The sequence below is a fragment of the Chitinophaga polysaccharea genome, from assembly GCF_902150045.1.
In the GTDB taxonomy this organism is placed as follows: Bacteria; Bacteroidota; Bacteroidia; order Chitinophagales; family Chitinophagaceae; genus Chitinophaga; species Chitinophaga polysaccharea_A.
This window is the reverse complement of sequence record NZ_CABFVU010000002.1, coordinates 139,561-157,953: the sequence shown is the minus strand read 5'-3', so window position 1 is coordinate 157,953 and position 18,393 is coordinate 139,561. Positions and strand designations below refer to the sequence as shown.

Below are 18,393 nucleotides of genomic sequence, written 5' to 3'. Positions count from 1 at the left end.
GTGTCAAAAAATGACACCCCCCTTTTCCTTGCCTGATGGAGATAGCCGGCAATTTTAGATCCCTGTGGGAGCAGCGATGCCAGCACCGCATGTTTTAAAATATTCTTCATATATGCTTCCTACCTGATAACACTTATCCCGCTTAAAGCAATCCCGCACATAGATAACCCGATCAGCAAAATAATCCCTGAAGAAAGCAACATCGCCTTCCCAATCTGATTTTTATTTGCAATGATCAGGATGAGGCCAACTATAAAATAGCCACCCACCAGTACGAGGGCCAGGATCCCCGCCATCACAATGCCTTCATCACTCATGCACATCAACAGCAAGATGGCCAGGGGGATAAGTGTAAATAAAAGTACGTTTTTGAAAAACTCATTCATACATCATCGTTTAAATAATGGGAATAAATGTCCGTTCTTCCTGGAGTTGCTTCAAATATGTTTCCTTATCATCACGGTAAAACAGGTTCATGGTTTCAAACGGGATGATACGGCCATCTTTATGAACAATATGGACACAGGATTTCTTGATAGCCCGTACATCAAAATCGTATGCGTCCAGGAAGCGCATGATCACGATGCGGAACAGGTTCGTATAGTCGAGGCCGGGAGCCTGTACCTGTGGCAGGCAGCAAAGCAGCGACTGCATATCATTGACAGCTGCATCAGTGGAGATACCGGTACTGAATATTTTCAGGATGTGCTGATGCAGTCTTTCATCCTGCTCATATACGATGGTATTTTTTGAGTTGTTCAGTAGTATGGCCGGGTCTACATAGCGGGTAAGTGGGTACACCTGCCCGTCAATTTTGAGCGCATAGGCCATAGCCAGGGCGTCGGGATTACAGGGAACGGGAATAATGTCATGATCATTCCAGACCGGCGATTGTTCGAGGATGCGCTGTCTCACTTCTGTTAGCGTAATACGGTCGGTAGCGGGGTCAAAGCCATCAGTACGGCCAGCCACCTGTACCGGCTGAAAGGTAACACCGCGAACACAGGGCTGCTTCAGGGCATACTCGATGATGGCTCCTATTTCATCTTCATTCACCCCACGTTGCAGTGTAACCACCAGCGTAGTACTGAGATTCACTTCATTGAGATTTTCCAGCGCCTGTTTTCGGACGTCCGTAAGATCCTTTCCCCGCATGCGTTCCAGCGCCTCCGGCTTAAAGCTGTCGAACTGAAGATATACTTCAAAATCCGGCATATAGGTAGCCAGGCGTGCGGTGAACTCTTTGTCCTTTGCTATGCGCACACCGTTGGTATTGATCATAAGATGCCTTATAGGCTTACGTTTGGCGATATCCAATATTTCAAAGAACTGTGGGTGGATAGTAGGCTCTCCCCCACTGAGCTGCACAACATCCGGCTGCCCTTCATTTTCCACGATGATATCCAGCATCTGTTCTATTTCTTCCAGGGTGCGGTGCCGGCCGTAATGTGGCGATGACATTGCATAACAGGTAGGACAGGTAAGGTTACAGCGATCTGTTACTTCAATCACGCTCAGGCAGGAATGCTGTTCGTGGTCTTTACAGAGCCCACAATCATACGGGCAGCCATAATGCGTGCTGGTATTGGTTTTAAGGGGCGCTTCAGACGGTTTGTTATAGTTACGGGTATTTTTATAATAATTGATATCAGTGGCTATCAACACCTTTTCCTTTCCGTGATGCGGGCAATGTTTTACCATGAAAACCTTTTCATCTTCAAATATCACCTTGGCATCTACACGACGCAAACAGGTACTGCAGATGCTGAGGGTAAAATCGTAATAGGTATAATTTTTTTCAGCCATATTGTTTTTGTGTTAGTCGTGATGGGAAAATGATCACCGGTGAATAATAAAGCAATCCTGCCAAACAGGCCAGCTGTATGGATCCCAGGCCGAAAGCAAAACGGTATCCGGGCTTGATAAAATCGAGCCCGAAACGGAACAGCAGGTAGCTGATCATGAAAAATTTAAACCGCGCGCCATTTACAAGGGGATAGCGCCGGCCGGCAGCTCTCAGCATCTGCCATAATAACATCAGAAAAATAATTTCGTAGAGAGATACAGGATGCCGGGAGATACCGTCGCCCAGGTCAAGGCCCCATGGCAATGAAGTGGGTAAACCGTAGGTTTCTTCATAAATGCCCATGGTAAAGCAGCCTATGCGGCCTATGATCATGGCCAGTATCAGCGGGTACACAAAAAGGTCGCCAGTAGAATGCCGCTCTCCTACCGCTTTTTTGATCAGCTCTACTCCTGCCAGGCCGCCGAGCAATCCTCCTACAATAGTTTTATTCTGATAAATGTAAAGCAGCAGGTTACTGGCCTGGTACAGGCCCGGAGGATTCTCCAGCGCACCTAACAACCGGCTTCCCAGCAAAGCGCCGAAAATAGCACCTATAATAGCCCAGAGGCGGTTATTGTTCTCCACCTGGTCGCCCTGCCGCCTGCGCAGGTATAAAAAATAGCGGAAGCCGGTAAACATGCCCAGGGTTTCCGTTACTGCATGCAGCGGAAGGTGTAAGGAAAACAAATTGATATAAACGGGGAACTGCAAAGGACCAGCATTATTTAATACACAAATTAATATTTATATTTAGACGAAAGTCAAGCCATACAAAATATGTTACAGGAGGTTTTAAAGAAACACCAATCCGCCTTCAAGCCGGTTATTCCGCTTTTGGGAGATCATGAATCCCTGCTGGTAATGGATTTCACCGCCAATAACACTACGCTCACTAAAAACATACTCCAGGATATCAACCGGTTTAGCAGGTATATAAACAATACACTGGAACAGAGCGGCTGCCGGCTGGGTATTGGCGGCTATGCCGAACACCGTACTATTTACGCGGTAAGCCCTCATTTTGACGCGGGGGAAGAGCCGCGCCGCCTCCACCTGGGCATTGATATATGGGGGGAGGCTGGTACCCGGCTTTATGCGCCTATGAATGCGCATGTACATAGTTTCCGTTTTAATGACCATTTCGGGGATTATGGCGCCACCATTATACTACAGCACCAGCTGGACGGATACACCTTTTATACGTTGTATGGCCACCTGAGTATTTCCAACCTGCAGGGATTATATGAAAATATGCCTATTACAGCCGGACAACCGTTGGCGCATTTCGGTACCCCGGCCGAAAACGGCGGATGGCCGCCACACCTGCATTTCCAGATAATTGAAGATATGCAGGGATTCCGCGGGGATTATCCCGGTGTATGCCGTTACAGTGAAAAAGAAAAATACCTGCAAAACTGCCCCGACCCCGATGTGATCCTCCAGCTGAATCAATACACCCACTAACGGGCAATTTTCCAGGATCAGACGATTCAATATCTTATTAATAAATTATTCCCCGCCATTAGGATTTATCCGTCCCCGTGCTATTTTTACAGGCTAAAATTGAATTTGTATGAGAAGATTATGGCTGACGGCTTTTTGCGGCCTGCTGGTGAATGCCCTTGCAGCACAGGTTCCATTGAAGGTGATGACTTTCAATATACGCTATAATAACCCGGACGACAGCGCCAACGCATGGCCTCACAGGAAAGATAAAGTAGCTTCGGAAATCCTGTTCCTGGGTGCAAATACACTTGGTGTACAGGAGGCGCTGAATGACCAGATGCAGGACCTCCAGCAAAGACTGCCACAGTATAAAATGATTGGCGTTGGCAGGGACGACGGAAAAACAAAAGGAGAATACTCCGCTATATTTTATGATACCGCCCGTTTACAATTATTAAAGAGCGAAACTTTCTGGCTGTCGGAAACCCCAACGGTAGCGGGTCACATAGGATGGGACGGCGCCTGCACCCGTATTGTAACCTGGGGAAAGTTCAGGGATAAGAAAACGAATAAAGTGTTTTATCATTTCAATACCCATTTTGATCACAAGGGGAAGATTGCACGAAGGGAAAGTGCAAAACTATTGCTGCAAAAAGTACATCAGATCACAGGGAAGGAGCCAGCTATTATTACCGGCGATTTCAACGCCACTCCGGATGATGAGCCCATTCAGATTATTATAAACCCGGGTGATCCGCTGCATTTAACAGACAGCAAGGCGATCAGTAAAACGCCTCACTTCGGTCCTGCCGGCACTTTCAACGGATGGAACATTGCAGAAATGGATGACCAGCCCATTGACTACATCTTTCTCAAAGGAAAGTATGATGTTTTAAAACACGCCAGTATTTCTGAGACCTGGAAAGGTAGGTATGCTTCCGATCATTTTGCCGTATACGCGGAAATCAATATCAGGTAGTGAAATAAATAACGGATCTGCAGAGAGATGCTCATCGTCTATCTTCCACAGATCCGTTATTTAAAAGGTTCTGCTGATTAGTCGTGGGTATGTTCCACCGACATGCTGTTTTCCAGGGCGTTTACCACTTTATTGTGGAGGTTGCCGTTAATGTCTACACTGATCTTTAACTTACCATTGGCGAAGGAACCGGTAAAGTCGCCGATCTGCAGTTTGGTGAGGATGAGGTCCATAGAAATTTTGAGGGAACCTTTCCAATCAATGTTGGTATCGGTTACCACTACATCCTTTCCTTTCGCCAGCAATTCGATCTGACCGGAGAGAAGTATTTCCACCGGTATTTTTTTGCTATCCCAGGTAATAAATCCTATCAGTCTTACAGCAGGATCTTTCTTATCTCCTTCTACCCTTGCATACACTCTTACCTGCTGGTAAGTTCCTTTAGGAATTTTAATGGCGCCCAGTATAGCAGGTACCTGTTTAAGGTCAATCTGCCTGTCTGTCTTCAATTTGAATTCCACTTCATCTTTACCACGTTTGGCATCGAAGCGGATTTCCCTTAAACGTGCGGTAGCAGTGTCCCAGGTAATGTCGAAACCACCAGAGGCTGCTTTAGCCATAGATGCGTCGCCGGTGATCGCTGACAAGCGTCCGGAGGCATCAGGTGATAAAGTAGCTGTTGGATTGATCGCTGAGATTTCGTAGCTCACGCTGGCAGCGTCCGCATCGTCGATTGGTTGATTAGTATCTGGTTTCGCCATGTCCGTACTGGCACACGAGGATAGCAAGATACTGGCAATGCCTATGGCACCACAGAAGTGTAAGATTCCGGTTTTCATATCGATATGGTTTTAATGACTATGGGGAAAAATTCGTGGGCTAAATTTAACAAAGAATTTGGAAAAAAAAATCAGTTTACTGTTAATTAATAAAGAATGATCCGGCTGAGCTTCGTTCAACCGGATCAATATATGATGCTATTTCTTCAACAGCTCTTTTTCAATTCGTGTAGGCGTATCCGTTCCATTCACAATTGACCCTGCGCTGATAGCTATTGCCTTAATAATATCTGTAATGTTCCTGATGTCCAATGTTGCCAGTTCATCTTTTACGGTATGATAATAGGCATCCTTATCGATCTGCGTGGTGGAAATGGTATGCGCCGGTACCCCTTGCCTGGCAAGGGTTGCATTGTCTGACCGGTAGAACAGGTTCTGTTCGGGGTAAGGATCCGGATGGAAACTGAAGGTAGATCCTTTAAGGTTCCGCTGAAGGATAGGACCGAAATCGGATCGTTCAAACCCGGTGATAAAGGCGCTGTTCTTACCAAATTTGGATTCCTTACCAATCATCTCGATATTAAACATGGCCACTACTTTTTCAGGATCCTGGTGCTCGGAGAAATAGCGTGATCCATGTCCGCCGGATTCTTCTGCAGTGAAGGCAACAAAGATCACCGAACGTGCCGGCGGGTGCTTGCTGAAATACTTCGACAGCATGATCACAGCGGTGGTACCCGAGGCATCGTCATCTGCGCCGTTGGCGATACTGTCGCCGGCTTCTGAAGGCAATATCCCCAGGTGATCATAGTGACCGGAGAAGATCACGAACTCATCCGGTTTTATTTTACCCCTGATCATACCAGCTACATTGGCAAAATGCTGGGCTGTAATTTCCCTTCGGATATGGATACTCCAGGATGCGGTATCTGACACGTCCCTGGGGGCGAATACAAGTATGACCTGTTTGCCTGCTACAGGCACTGCTTCCAGTTCATCTTTGGTATCATAACTATGTTCTGAAAAAGAAGCGGTGATGCCGCTGAGGTAACCATTCATGGCTGCTCCCACCCAAACAAGTGTGTTTTTCTCCACTGCTGCAGGGTTGCGCAGTATTTTCATGAGCTCAGCAGGGGCATTGGCGTGCACAATATTGTAGCTGCTGTCCTTTTCCCAGTCGAAGCTGCTGCCGGTACCCACCGGAACAACGGGCCAGTTCTTTTCCTCCCCGCTAACGGTAAGGGATACACTGGTAGTTTTCAGGCTGTACTTACTAAATTCCTGCAGGAAGTTTTTTTCGCCGGGAAGCGGCTGAAGACCGGCTTTGCCAAACTCGCTGCTGATAAACTGTGCGGCCTTTTCAATACCGGGCGTGCCGGGGAAACGTCCCTGCATATCATCTGCAGCCAGGGTGCTGATAATGCGCGCTACCTCTTTTTCTTTAATATCCTGTGCAAAGCCGGTAATGGAAAGGCTGCCGGCAGCCAGTAATAATAACAATGATTTCTTCATATAAGCGGTTAGTCCTTTTTTTTGTTGTTTATTCTGACGGGTGGTTGCTGCCCTTTTTCATTTGTAAAATAAGCATTACTATATGTTTGCAGGATGGCAGCATAATCTGCTCCAAACTGCAAGTCTAACATTTTCCCGTCAGGTGAAACTAACACTTTGGTAGGATAACCTCTTACTTTATATGATTCTTCTATCCGGGTATCGGAATGGGCTGCGGGGAAAACATATTTGTTGGCGGCTATAAAATCGCGGGCTGTTTCCAGTGATTCATGGCAGGAAATGGCCAGGATGGCATTCTGCGGGCGTTTTCCTTCATTTATTTCTTTTGCCAGTTCATTGAGATGGGGCAGATCCTCCCTGCAAGGTGCGCACCAGGTACCCCAGAAATCAAGCAACAGCCATTTTCCCCGATAATCCGCCAGGCGGATGTCTTCATTATTCATGCCTTTCAGGGTAAAATCCGGTGCGTCTTTCCATTCTTTCAGCAATACATCCCGGAAGTAATCATTAAAGGATTTACCGGGAAAATGTGCATTAAAAAAAGCCCTTGTGCTGTCCAGCATATCCGGCTGAACAGCCAGCTGTCCCGATAGCACTTTCATGGCGTCCTCCGGCTGGCCTAAAGCCGCCAGCTCCCTGGCAAAGTAAGCACTGTAGTTTTCTTCTCCATGAAGAAGCACCCGGTCGTAAAAGCTTTCGTATGCTTTGTCTGCATTACTTTTAGGCTCCATGGCTGCCGCCATGGACAGGTAATTCAGCGCGGCTTTCTTATCAGTTAGTTTGGTGGTTTCGTATTTGAGATAATAAGCGTGTGACAGCAGGTATTTATTAGCAGCCTTTTTTTCTTTCAGCTCCGGGTGCGCTGTCCAGAAGGCAGTATCGGCCAGGTTCACTTTAATATCGTTCAAAGCCTTATCCAGCAAGGCATCTGCGACAGCGGGCATATTGGCCTTCCGGAGTATATCCTGTACCAGCAACTCGTACCTGGCGGCTTTGCCTAACGTCATTTCTGCTGCGCCGGGGTTACCAAAGCTTGCGGCAATAGTTTTTAATATAGCCGTATCCGTTGTATACATAGCTTTGTTCCACAACGACATGGGCCTTACAGACGCCTGTAAAATACTATCCTTTTCCTTCAGCAACCGGTTCATCAGCAATTGCGCGCCGGCATGCGCTTTCCTGCTTTCCTCAAATATCTCCGCAATGCGGGCTTCGGAAACTCCCCGGCTCCGGAACTCCTTTCCCGCATCTGTTGTATCAAATTCACGCTGTGGCAGGCTTTGTACGAAAGACTGATCCAGCCAGGAGTTGAGCGACCACTGATTGGTGGATAGCAGTTTGATCAAAACCATCGCACTATCTACATTTTTGTAGTATGTATCCTGTAATTTGTTAAACAGATGCGGGGAGGATCCTGCCAATGCTGCTGCAGGCACGTCTTTCAGGGCATTCCGGTATTGCTCGTACATGTATTCAGAATCATGTCCGTAAATGTCGAGCTTCGCCAGTTTAAAGGCTAGCCGGTCGCCATACCTGGGTGTATTCACTGCCAGGAATTGTGCAATTTTTCCAGAATCAGCCTCTTTATTCACCTTTAGCCAGTTGCTGTAGTTGCTCATGCGCATCAGTGTATTAAACCAGGCGGTATCGGCTGGTAAAGGTTTTGAGACGGCAGCCGTCACGGTCACGTCTTTCGTTACCACAGCGCTACCGTCCTGCAGTACCAGCAGGCTCCGTAATTCCAATGCGTGTACATTGCCTTTATTACGGAACAGGCTATACGAAAAATTACCGGTTACCCGTATACTGTCTTTGTTATTTTCCTCCGGAACACCGGTTACCCTTACCAGGTCCTCATCTGCGCCTGTAATACGGAAGCTCCAGGGATGTTCATTCCATTCTTTATTTACAGCAAGCTGTGTTGGTTTACCGGGGAAGAAATACTTCAATTCAGCATGCATGAATGGCCAGGTGTATGTCAGTACCCCCTTGATATTATCGATGATAGCCACGGAAGCGGCAGCTGGTTCGGCAATGGCCATGGCATTCACCGGGGCGCTGATGCTATCGTTGGGGAATATTTTAAACATTAATGGCCGGTGTAGCAACAGCATGAATTCCATCATACGCCAGTCGCCGGTATATGTAGCAGGCTTCCCGGAATTAAAATCAAGCCCCGGCCTTTTCACTGCCATGCTTTCCAGTTCATAGGCAACAGTAGCACCGCCATCCGGCTCAGTGGCGGTAATGGTAAGCCTGACGGTTTTAGTTATATACGTTGCCTGGTTACCGGGAACGCTGTCTTTTGTGATCACCTGGTACCGCCAGGAATCATTCTTTTTAAACTTTGACTGGGCGGAAGTACGAAGGGATGAGCCAGCGAGGATGAGGTAAACAAGGAGCAACAGGTACTTTTGCATATAGGGGAACTTGATTTTAGATATTTAAAATACGTATATAAAAATGAACCCGCAATAGCTGCCTGCTACCTTTGAATATTTGTGTATTTTTGAGCATATACAATTATGTCCAATCAGCCTTTAAGACCAGAAGAGAGTAAGCTCAGCGCTGCTGACAAAGAGTTCGAAAATAGTATACGTCCCCGGGAGATCGTTGATTTTTCCGGCCAGGACCAAATTATCGAGAACCTGAAGATATTTATTAAAGCGGCGAAAATGCGTGGGGAAGCGCTTGACCATGTGTTGTTCCATGGCCCTCCGGGCCTGGGTAAAACCACTTTGTCACGTATTGTGGCCAATGAACTGGGCGTAAATATCCGTGAAACTTCAGGGCCGGTAATTGAGAAGCCCGGCGACCTGGCCGGTTTGCTCACCAACCTGGAGGACAAGGATGTGTTGTTTATTGATGAGATTCACCGGTTAAGCACAGTGGTGGAGGAATACCTGTATTCTGCCATGGAAGACTACCGTATTGATATTATGATCGACACCGGTCCGAGTGCACGTGCTATCCAGATCAACCTGCTACCATTTACCCTGATCGGTGCCACTACGCGGTCTGGGTTGCTCACTGCCCCGCTGTTATCGCGGTTTGGGATCAAATCAAGACTGGAATATTACAATGCAGCCACCCTGCACAAGATCATTTGGCGGGCTGCGGGTTTGCTGAATACAAAGATCACTTCAGATGCTGCGAGTGAAATAGCGCGGCGTTCGCGTGGCACCCCCCGTATTGCCAATGGATTGCTGCGCCGGGTACGCGACTTTGCCCAGGTAATAGGTAATGGGGTGATTGATATGGAAATAGCCCTCCTGAGCCTGAAAGCGCTGAATGTGGATGAATACGGCCTTGATGAGATGGATAACCGTATCCTCAATACCATCATTGAAAACTTCAAGGGAGGCCCGGTAGGCATCACCACTATTGCTACTGCGGTAGGGGAAGAAGCGGGTACCCTGGAAGAAGTATACGAGCCGTTCCTGATCCAGGAAGGGTTCATCAAACGTACCCCGCGGGGAAGGGAAGTAACGGAGAAAGCGTATATCCACCTGGGCAAAACCCCTTTCAGGGGTGGGTCCAATTTATTGTTCTGACACGCGGGTTTTGTCTTGGAACACTGATTAGGCTGATTATAGTGATTTGTTTGATTTAATCATATTGATTTAAAAAATTAAGGGAGATAGAAGCGATATCGGCTTTTATCTCCCTTAAATATTTTAAAAGATAGCAATGAAATCATGAAAATCATCGTAATCAGTGTTCCAAGACAAAATCCTAGTCTTTTACCACCAGGCGGAAGCCGTTACCATGAATGTTTACGATCTCGATATTATTATCTTCTTTCAGGTATTTGCGCAGTTTGGCTATGTATACATCCATACTGCGGCCGTTGAAGTAAGTATCGCTACCCCATATTTTCTTTAATGCAAGTTCCCGTGGCAGCAGATCATTTTTATGTTCACACAGCATGTGCAACAGTTCGTTTTCTTTAGGAGATAACGTATGTGTTTCACCGTTATGTGCCAGGGTGCGCAGGCGGGAGTTGAACGTATAAGAGCCGATCACAAATTCGTGTACTTCTTCTTCCTTGTTGTTCAGTTCCTGGTTGCGTTTCAGGATGGCTTTGATCTTCAGCAGCAGCAGTTCGCTGTCGAACGGTTTGGAGATGTAGTCATCTGCGCCGAGCTTATATCCCTGGATAATGTCTTCCTTCATGGTTTTGGCAGAGAGGAAAAAGAGGGGGATATCCGGGTCTACGTCCCTGATTTCTTCCGCCAGTTTAAATCCGTCCATATTGGGCATCATAATGTCCAGCAGGCAGATGTCAAATTTTTCGCGGCGGAAGGCTGCCAGGGCCAGGATACCATCGCGGCATAATTCCACATCATAGTCGTTCAGCTCCAGGTAATTCTTCAGCACCATGCCCAGGTTGGTATCATCCTCAGCCAATAATATTTTCGGTTTACGTTCTTCCATAATCATAAAGGGTTGATTATAACAAATATAAAGTTTTCTGCGGCACGAAAGGTCGGTAAAATTTGGGGGCCGGCCCTCAAATGAATTGTTAAACTTGTGGGTCGGTTGGCGGCTTAAGCCTTGTTATTTCTTGTTTAACAGCGAGGTGAAGGGGTAACGAAGGTTGGAGTAATTAATCATATCTACCACGATATTCCCTACAGATATAGGGCTTTCAATGCGAAGCGGTACCTTATTGGCGTCGTCGCTTACCCATACCGTCATTTTTTCACCGCCTTCGAAGATGGTTCCTTTGATGAGGAGGGGTTTAAACTTAATGGCCCGGAATTTCCCGAACTTGGTATTTACTTCTTCCTTACCCATGTACCTGATGTAGATGTTGTATACCTGGTCGTCCAGGAACATAGCGAAAGGCACTTTATCGCCGGTGTTATACTTGTTAAAGTCGATGTTACGGGCATAATAGATGGCGCTGATCACGTCCTGTACACAGGGGGGCACGGCAAAGGTGCCGTTTGTGCTGATAGCCTGGTGAGCGGCCTGGTTAAACACCACATTATTAAAGATCTTGTACCCGCCTTCGTTTACATTCCGGATAAATTTGAGGGGCTGCAGGGTGGCGGTGTCAATGTAGCTTTCGTATTTGTCGCGCACTTTAAAGATCCAGTCGTATGCCCGGTAGGTTTTGCCCTCGCCGGTAACATGATAAACATCGCGGTTGGCGAAGCGTTCCAGGGCCACGTTAAAGGTGGCTTCACCTGCGCCTACATACATTTTACCGAGGTTATAGAATACTTTCAGGGTGATGCTTTCACCGGCATTGAAACTGGAGTTACGGATGGAGCAAAAATCGTTTTGTGCTTCAACGGGTTGAATACAGGAAAGTCCTAAGATGATGAGTAGCAAATACTTCATGGATGGAAGCTATTTTTCCTTAAAAATTTTTACTCCTAACAACAGCACACTTCCCAAAACGGCTGGCAGTACCAGGTTAATCAGCCATATACCTACAGTGGCGGCCACAATGGCCACGGTATTGGAGCTGAGCAACCCAAGAAAAAAGATACTTACCTTTCCGCGAACGCCTAATTCAGCGATGGCGATGGTAGGAACTCCTGCCATTACCAGGTAGATGACACTGTTGAGCAGGAAGGCCTGCCACCATAGAAATTCCATGCCAAGTGCGTCCAACAAAATCAAATACTGTGCCGAGAAGACTACGTACCGGAGGGCTGAAAGCAGCAACAGGTAACGTAAATCGCCGGATGAGTACTTAACGATGATCTGCACAAACACCTTCGCTTTCCGAAGGAAGGGTATCTTTTCAAATACAGACAGAATGATTTGTAACCGAAAATATAACAATATCGTCAGGCCACAAATTACTGCGCCTGTAATCAGCACTAATTTCTGCCATAAAGAAGACGTAAGAAAGCCGTTTTCTTTTGCCAGTGCGAAGTTGTTGATATAATAGAGCAGGCCAATTAACCCAAAAATAATAGTGACAATCAGCTGGCTGAAGCTTCCTACAATAGTAGCCGCAATGGCTTTCAGCTTATTATGGTTTTTGAGATAAAGGATCCGTCCACCGTACTCGCCTACACGATTTGGGGTATTTATAGACAGGGATACGCCGGAAAGGATGGCACTGAACGACCGCAGGAAAGAAACTTCTTCCAGCGGTTTCACCAGCTTCTGCCACTTGCGGGCTTCCAGTCCCCAGTTGAAGAGCATAAGTACCATAACGAGGAAAATACCCACCCAGCCTCTCTCCTGTAGTGCTCCCCACATATGCCGCACAGATTCCTGCAGGTTATCACGATGGATGAGTTGCGAATAGATAGAGTATGCCAGCCAAGTAAAAAGCCCCGCTCCTAATAAGTAATTGAGAATTATTTTGGTACTTTTGTTCAGACAGTCAAATTTTGGCAAAAATAAACTCCTGTTGGCAAACAAGTCAAAAATAATTCTCGGCATTGACCCTGGCACCCTTGTAATGGGCTACGGGCTTATACTTATAGAAGGAAAAAAAGCCAGCCTCCTGGAGATGAGTGTATTGAAACTCTCTAAATTCAAAGATCACTACGAAAGACTACAACTGATTCATTGCAGGGTACAGGAGCTGATTCAGCAGCATAAACCAAGCAGTTTTGCCATTGAAGCGCCCTTTTTTGGTAAGAATGTGCAAAGTATGCTAAAACTGGGCCGTGCCCAGGGTGTGGCTATTGCTGCTGCTATTCAGGCCGGCCTTGAGGTCACCGAATATTCCCCGAAAAAAGTAAAACAATCTGTTACAGGTAATGGTAATGCAGATAAGGAACAGGTTTGGCTGATGTTGCAACGCATCCTCAGTATCTCAGAACGCCCTGATTACCTTGATGCTACAGATGCCCTCGCAGTGGCGGTATGCCACTTTTATCAGGAAAATAATCCGCTCGCAGGAATCACCAAGGCAAAAGGTTGGGATAAATTCCTTCAGCAGCACCCCGAAAGGATCTCAAGGTAAAAAGCACCCGGCTAAAAGGTTATTTCATAAATCCGTAAATTGTAGTTACTTTGGTTGAAATAAAAACCCAATTAAAAGCTAACGGCCATGTGCCCGGATAACAGCTTAACTATGAAAAGTCATCATTTGTTATACAGGAACCGTATAACAAGCTTTTTTATATTAATCAGCATCAGGCAGATATGAAAGCAAGAATCCTATTGGTGGAAGATGATCAAAATATTGGTGCGGTTACGAAGAAACGATTGGAAGAAGCGGGCTATGATGTAGTGCACAGTATAGACGGCCAGGCAGCCTGGGAACAATTCCAGTTACGCTCATTCGATATTTGTTTGCTCGACGTGGTAATGCCCAAAAAAGACGGTCTACAACTGGCGCAACAGATCCGCGAACTCAATGACCATGTTCCTATATTATTCCTCACTTCTAAAAATGAAAAAGAAGACAGAATAGCCGGACTCCAAATCGGTGCTGATGACTATATCAGTAAACCATTCAGTATGCAGGAACTGATCCTTCGGATAGAGGTTTTCCTTAAACGTACTATGAGCCGCGGGAAAGATAAATCGAACCTGTATGCTATAGGGCAACTGACCTTTGACTATGAAGATCTGCGCCTCTATACTTCCAGTGGTGATATATCCATTTCTGTTACACAAAAAGAAGCAGACCTGCTGAAATACTTCTGTAATAATCCCAATAAAACTTTAAAAAGAGAAGACATCCTTTCCAATGTATGGGGAAAAGATGACTATTTCCTGGGACGCAGTATGGATGTATTCATCACCAAACTGCGGAAACATTTCAAATCAGATCCGCAAATCAAGCTGGAAACCGTACATGGTGTAGGATTCCGCTTTAATATCCCCTCAAAATAGCCACTACATTGCAGCGATAATCCGCGCCTGTATCGCTTTAAATTCTTCTACAGACAGCTTTAGCTTACTGCGGGAAAAGTTCATATCATCTGCGGAATTGATCGGGATCAGATGCATATGCGCGTGCGGCACTTCCAGGCCTACCACACTAACGCCTATACGATTACAGGGAACCACTTTTTCTATGGCCCGTGCAATAGGCTTGGCAAACAATAACCACTCCTGCAGCAGGTTGTCGGCTACATCAAAGAACTTGTCCGTTTCAACTTTCGGTATCACCAGGGTATGTCCCTGTACCAGCGGAAAAATATCCAGGAAAGCATAAAAATGTTCGTTCTCTGCAATCTTATAACTTGGAATCTCGCCTTTGATAATTTTCGTGAAGATGGTCATAGTATGTAGTTCTTGGTAACATGATAAAAAGAAACAGGGGCTGCAAATGAATGCAACCCCTGCAAATATCACGAAAAAGTAGGCTTATGCAGTTATATTATCGATCTTAAATTTAATCTGCCCGTTTGGCGCCTGTACTTCCGCTACTTCGCCTACATGCTTGCCTAAAAGGCCTTTACCTATCGGGGAAGTCACTGAAATTTTGCCGGCCTTCAGATCTGCTTCCGTTTCTGAAACAATCTGGTAGGTAAAAGTCTTTTTATTAGCTACATTGGTAATGGTTACCTTACAAAGGATAGACACTTTTGAAGTATCAATTGCATCTGCACTCACTATCCGGGAAACAGCAATGGCATTTTCCAGTGCGGCAATCTTCGCTTCATGCAAACCCTGCGCTTCTTTGGCGGCATCATATTCGGCATTTTCCTTTAAGTCACCCTTTTCCCTGGCTTCTGAAATAGCACGTGCAATTTCTGCCCTTCCCTTTGTTTTAAGTAAGGTCAGCTCATTCATCATTTGATCAAGGGTTTCTTTCGTAACGTAATTTATGCCAGACATAACCTGTTGTGTTTTTTTTGGTTATAAGAAAAAAAAATCAACGCCTCCATTTGCACAGAAGCGTTGTTTACTGGTATTATTGCAAATATAATGAAATTTGTATAAAGAAAAAACCTCCTTATTTCGGATATAAATAAATTGATAATCAATCATTTATACCCAAAAAGCAACCTGTAGGGTCAGGTCTAAAGAATATTCAGTTTCTCCAATACAATACGGGCCATTTTGATGCTTGCCTGATGGGAATACCCGGCAATATGCGGGGTTACCACTACATTATCGGCTTTCAGCAACCAGGCCAATTGTTCTTTTTCTTCTTCGTTATAAGTAGTCAGTTTTTCATTTTCCAGCACATCCAGGCAGGCGCCTGCCAATACTCCGTTACTGAGTGCGGCAATCAGGTCGCGGTTATTCACCAGCTTGCCCCTTGCCACATTCATAAACCACACCGGCCGGGCAAAAGAAGCAAAAAAGGCCGAATTGCCCAGGTATTTTGTTTCAGCGGTAAGTGGCAGGTGCAGGCTTACTACATCTGCTTCCCGGAATATCTCCTCCATGGTAGCCTCTTTCACGGCTGCTGTACCAAAACCGGTTTTATATTTATCATATGCCAGGATATTAACATCGAACCCCTGCAATTTATGCGCAAAGGTGCTGCCTGTATTACCATAGCCGATTATCGCCACCGTTTTGCCGTTCAGCTCATATCCTCTGTTCCCGTCGCGCTCCCAGATCCCTTGCCTGAGCTCCAGGCTGCTCTTCAGCACATTATTCAACAGGCACAACAACATGCCCACGGCCTGTTCACCTACTGCATCACGATTACCTTCAGGGCTGCTCACGCAATGAATTCCTTTACTTTCTGCGTAAGGTACGTCTATCAGTTCCATGCCTGAGCCTAAACGTCCGATCCACTGAAGCTGCCGGGCCTGATCAATCATCTTTTTATCTACATGGATACGGGTGGTAACAATCAGCCCGGTACAGTCCCCGATTTCCCGGTATACTTCATCATAAGTAACAGCTGGCAGGTAGGTTACTTCATACCCTTTGTTTTCCAGCTGTTCAATCAGATACGGATGTGTTTTCGCTGTAATTAATACTTTTCTGCTCATATCATCTTATGGGATAATGCTGCAAAATCAGCCACACTTAGCTCCTCTGCTCTTTTTGTAAAGATGGGATCCTGTGCTAACAGCTCCTTGTCGAACATCGTTTTAAGCGGATTACGCAATTGCTTGCGCCGCTGGCCGAAAGCCGTTTTCACCAGTACAAAAAATTTGCGCTCAGAGGCAATATCTGCCGGTTGCTCCAGCCGGGTAAGGCGGATCACAGCAGATTTTACTTTGGGCGGCGGATTGAAGCAGTTTTCATGTACTTCAAACAAATATTCAATCTTATAATAAGCCTGTAACAATACGCTCAGGATACCATATTCCTTGTTCCCATGGGGTGCTGCAATACGTTGCGCCACCTCTTTCTGGAACATTCCTACAACCACATCCACCTGCTGGCGCCAGTCCAGCACCTTGAACATGATCTGGGTAGAAATATTATAGGGGAAGTTGCCGATCAGGCGGAACGGGCCTTCAAAAGGCAGGGCTGCATCGAGGATGCTTTCATTGATCAGCTTACCTTTGATGACAGGATATGTTTTTTCCAGGAACTCCACCTTCTCCTTATCCAGTTCTATGGCTTTAAAACGGATACCGGGCAGCTGCAACAGGTATTTTGTGATGGCGCCCCCGCCAGGGCCCACCTCCAGCACTTGCTGGCCGTCGATTACAGGTAGCGACTCCACAATCTTTCTCGAGATGTTTTCATCTGTGAGAAAGTGCTGGCCGAGTGATTTTTTTAGTGTATACATTGTGAAGCGCAAAGATAAAGTATTATTACCTTTTAGCCCCTGCCTTTTAGCTTTTGAGGAGGCTGCCGGCTAAAAGCTGAAAGCTAACCGCTAAATACTTTATATTTGCCATTCATTGAGGCAATTCAGCATGAGTACTACCCAGATCAACAAACCGGTAATCGGTATCACCATCGGTGACATCAACAGCATAGGCGCCGAAATCATTATCAAAACCTTTATGGACACGCGTATGATGGAATTTTGTACGCCGGTGATCTTCGCGTCCAACAAAACCATCAACTTTTACCGGAAGCTGATGAATGAAAATAATTTCAACTACCAGAGCATCAAAGACTTTACCCGGCTGAATCACAAGCAGGTGAACGTGTATAACTGCTGGGAAGAGGAAGTTCAGATCACCCCCGGAGTACTGAATGAAACCGGCGGCAAATACGCTGCCCGGGCACTGGAAGCTGCCATCAACTGTTTAAAGGATGGATATATCTCCGGCCTGGTAACAGCCCCCATCCATAAAAACAATATTCAAAGCAGCACCTTTAACTATACCGGTCACACTCCTTACCTGAGGGATTCCTTTAATGCAAAGGATGTACTCATGTTTATGACCGCTGATAATATGCGCGTGGGGCTTCTCACGGAACACGTGCCCCTGGCCGATGTAGCAAAATACGTCACTAAAGAAAACATCCTGGGCAAGCTGCACCTGATGAGAGATAGCCTGGTTAAGGATTTCGGCGTAGACCAGCCAAGGATCGCGGTATTGGGGCTCAACCCGCATGCCGGCGATGAAGGGTTGATAGGCCGGGAAGAAATTGATCATATTATCCCTGCCATCCGGCACGCTAAAGGCAATGGGATCCTCTGTTTCGGACCATATAGCGCCGATGCCTTCTTTGCAAGGGAAATGTTCAGACAGTTTGATGGTGTACTGGCTATGTACCACGACCAGGGTCTTATTCCATTTAAATCGCTGGCCAGCGGCAATGGCATTAATTATACCGCCGGATTGGGTATTGTACGTACTTCCCCCGATCATGGCACCGCCTTCGATATTGCCGGTAAAAACCTGGCAGACCCTGATTCTTTCAGACAAGCTATCTTCACCTGCCTGGAAATACTGGAACAGCGGCAGCGCTATGCAGAAAATACCCGGAACCCGCTGAAGAAAACAGAGCTGGCGTCTGAATAG

The 18,393-nt window shown here is 46.3% G+C and carries 19 protein-coding genes; 6 read left to right on the top strand and 13 right to left on the bottom strand.

Translation table 11 applies throughout. The features are described from left to right. Positions 1-119: 119 nt before the first annotated feature. The 3 genes from FN124_RS15150 to FN124_RS15140 are packed head-to-tail and all read right to left on the bottom strand — an operon-like array spanning position 120 to position 2,557. Entirely contained in the window at positions 120-386 is a 267-nt protein-coding gene (locus tag FN124_RS15150) for a hypothetical protein (RefSeq protein ID WP_142685668.1), read from the bottom strand. A 10-nt stretch (positions 387-396) separates the two neighbouring features. Continuing rightward, positions 397-1,806: a radical SAM protein gene (locus FN124_RS15145; protein ID WP_142685667.1), complete on the bottom strand. Its 1,410-nt coding sequence runs from the start codon at positions 1,804-1,806 to the stop codon at positions 397-399. Next, positions 1,799-2,557 (bottom strand): prolipoprotein diacylglyceryl transferase, encoded by a 759-nt coding sequence (locus FN124_RS15140; protein WP_142685666.1) that lies wholly within the window; start codon positions 2,555-2,557, stop codon positions 1,799-1,801. The genes FN124_RS15145 and FN124_RS15140 overlap by 8 nt, the downstream gene beginning before the upstream one ends. Positions 2,558-2,623: 66 nt before the next feature. Here FN124_RS15140 and FN124_RS15135 point away from each other — a divergent pair, with 66 nt between their 5' ends. Next, positions 2,624-3,310, top strand: a complete 687-nt coding sequence (locus FN124_RS15135; RefSeq protein ID WP_142685665.1) for a peptidoglycan DD-metalloendopeptidase family protein — start codon at positions 2,624-2,626, stop codon at positions 3,308-3,310. Positions 3,311-3,419: 109 nt separating this feature from the next. Then, on the top strand, positions 3,420-4,271 hold the full coding sequence (locus FN124_RS15130) for an endonuclease/exonuclease/phosphatase family protein (protein WP_142685664.1): 852 nt from the start codon (positions 3,420-3,422) through the stop codon (positions 4,269-4,271). A 77-nt stretch (positions 4,272-4,348) separates the two neighbouring features. On the opposite strand, the gene FN124_RS15125 is transcribed toward FN124_RS15130, so the two are convergent. The 3 genes from FN124_RS15125 to FN124_RS15115 form a co-directional block, all read right to left on the bottom strand. Next, the gene (locus FN124_RS15125) at positions 4,349-5,110 is read right to left on the bottom strand and encodes a hypothetical protein (RefSeq protein ID WP_142685663.1); all 762 of its coding nucleotides are present in this window, start codon (positions 5,108-5,110) and stop codon (positions 4,349-4,351) included. 138 nt (positions 5,111-5,248) lie between these two features. Beyond that, positions 5,249-6,562 carry a M28 family metallopeptidase gene (locus tag FN124_RS15120; RefSeq protein ID WP_142685662.1) on the bottom strand — a complete coding sequence of 438 codons (1,314 nt, stop codon included), beginning with the start codon at positions 6,560-6,562 and terminating at the stop codon, positions 5,249-5,251. Between the two features lie 8 nt (positions 6,563-6,570). After that, complete coding sequence (locus FN124_RS15115) at positions 6,571-8,982, bottom strand: TlpA family protein disulfide reductase (RefSeq protein WP_142685661.1); 2,412 nt, start codon at positions 8,980-8,982, stop codon at positions 6,571-6,573. 105 nt (positions 8,983-9,087) lie between these two features. Here FN124_RS15115 and ruvB point away from each other — a divergent pair, with 105 nt between their 5' ends. Continuing rightward, positions 9,088-10,116, top strand: coding sequence for a Holliday junction branch migration DNA helicase RuvB (gene ruvB, locus FN124_RS15110; RefSeq protein WP_142685660.1), 1,029 nt, complete (start codon positions 9,088-9,090; stop codon positions 10,114-10,116). A 181-nt stretch (positions 10,117-10,297) separates the two neighbouring features. Here ruvB and FN124_RS15105 read toward each other — a convergent pair whose 3' ends face one another. The 3 genes from FN124_RS15105 to FN124_RS15095 all read right to left on the bottom strand — a co-directional run bounded on the left by FN124_RS15105 (position 10,298) and on the right by FN124_RS15095 (position 12,790). After that, positions 10,298-10,999 carry a response regulator transcription factor gene (locus tag FN124_RS15105; RefSeq protein WP_142685659.1) on the bottom strand — a complete coding sequence of 234 codons (702 nt, stop codon included), beginning with the start codon at positions 10,997-10,999 and terminating at the stop codon, positions 10,298-10,300. A 123-nt stretch (positions 11,000-11,122) separates the two neighbouring features. Then, the gene (locus FN124_RS15100; RefSeq protein WP_142685658.1) at positions 11,123-11,914 is read right to left on the bottom strand and encodes a DUF3108 domain-containing protein; all 792 of its coding nucleotides are present in this window, start codon (positions 11,912-11,914) and stop codon (positions 11,123-11,125) included. Between the two features lie 9 nt (positions 11,915-11,923). Then, entirely contained in the window at positions 11,924-12,790 is an 867-nt protein-coding gene (locus FN124_RS15095; protein WP_376765850.1) for a lysylphosphatidylglycerol synthase domain-containing protein, read from the bottom strand. Positions 12,791-12,944: 154 nt separating this feature from the next. On the opposite strand from FN124_RS15095, the gene ruvC reads away from it, so the two are divergent. Together ruvC and FN124_RS15085 are read left to right on the top strand one after the other, a co-directional pair. Continuing rightward, positions 12,945-13,505 (top strand): crossover junction endodeoxyribonuclease RuvC, encoded by a 561-nt coding sequence (ruvC, locus tag FN124_RS15090; protein ID WP_185937224.1) that lies wholly within the window; start codon positions 12,945-12,947, stop codon positions 13,503-13,505. Positions 13,506-13,687: 182 nt separating this feature from the next. Further along, positions 13,688-14,383 (top strand): response regulator transcription factor, encoded by a 696-nt coding sequence (locus FN124_RS15085; protein WP_142685655.1) that lies wholly within the window; start codon positions 13,688-13,690, stop codon positions 14,381-14,383. A 3-nt stretch (positions 14,384-14,386) separates the two neighbouring features. Here FN124_RS15085 and FN124_RS15080 read toward each other — a convergent pair whose 3' ends face one another. The 4 genes from FN124_RS15080 to rsmA all read right to left on the bottom strand — a co-directional run bounded on the left by FN124_RS15080 (position 14,387) and on the right by rsmA (position 17,201). Beyond that, complete coding sequence (locus FN124_RS15080; protein WP_142685654.1) at positions 14,387-14,776, bottom strand: HIT family protein; 390 nt, start codon at positions 14,774-14,776, stop codon at positions 14,387-14,389. A gap of 84 nt (positions 14,777-14,860) precedes the next feature. Next, positions 14,861-15,334, bottom strand: coding sequence for a transcription elongation factor GreA (greA, locus tag FN124_RS15075; RefSeq protein ID WP_142685653.1), 474 nt, complete (start codon positions 15,332-15,334; stop codon positions 14,861-14,863). Between the two features lie 185 nt (positions 15,335-15,519). Then, a complete protein-coding gene (locus tag FN124_RS15070; protein WP_142685652.1) occupies positions 15,520-16,449 on the bottom strand; it encodes an NAD(P)-dependent oxidoreductase in 930 nt (309 codons plus the stop codon). After that, positions 16,446-17,201, bottom strand: coding sequence for a 16S rRNA (adenine(1518)-N(6)/adenine(1519)-N(6))-dimethyltransferase RsmA (gene rsmA / locus FN124_RS15065; RefSeq protein ID WP_142685651.1), 756 nt, complete (start codon positions 17,199-17,201; stop codon positions 16,446-16,448). Before rsmA ends, FN124_RS15070 begins: the two co-directional genes overlap by 4 nt. Before the next feature lie 130 nt (positions 17,202-17,331). Between rsmA and pdxA the strand changes: the two genes are divergently transcribed. Continuing rightward, positions 17,332-18,393 carry a 4-hydroxythreonine-4-phosphate dehydrogenase PdxA gene (pdxA, locus tag FN124_RS15060; protein WP_142685650.1) on the top strand — a complete coding sequence of 354 codons (1,062 nt, stop codon included), beginning with the start codon at positions 17,332-17,334 and terminating at the stop codon, positions 18,391-18,393.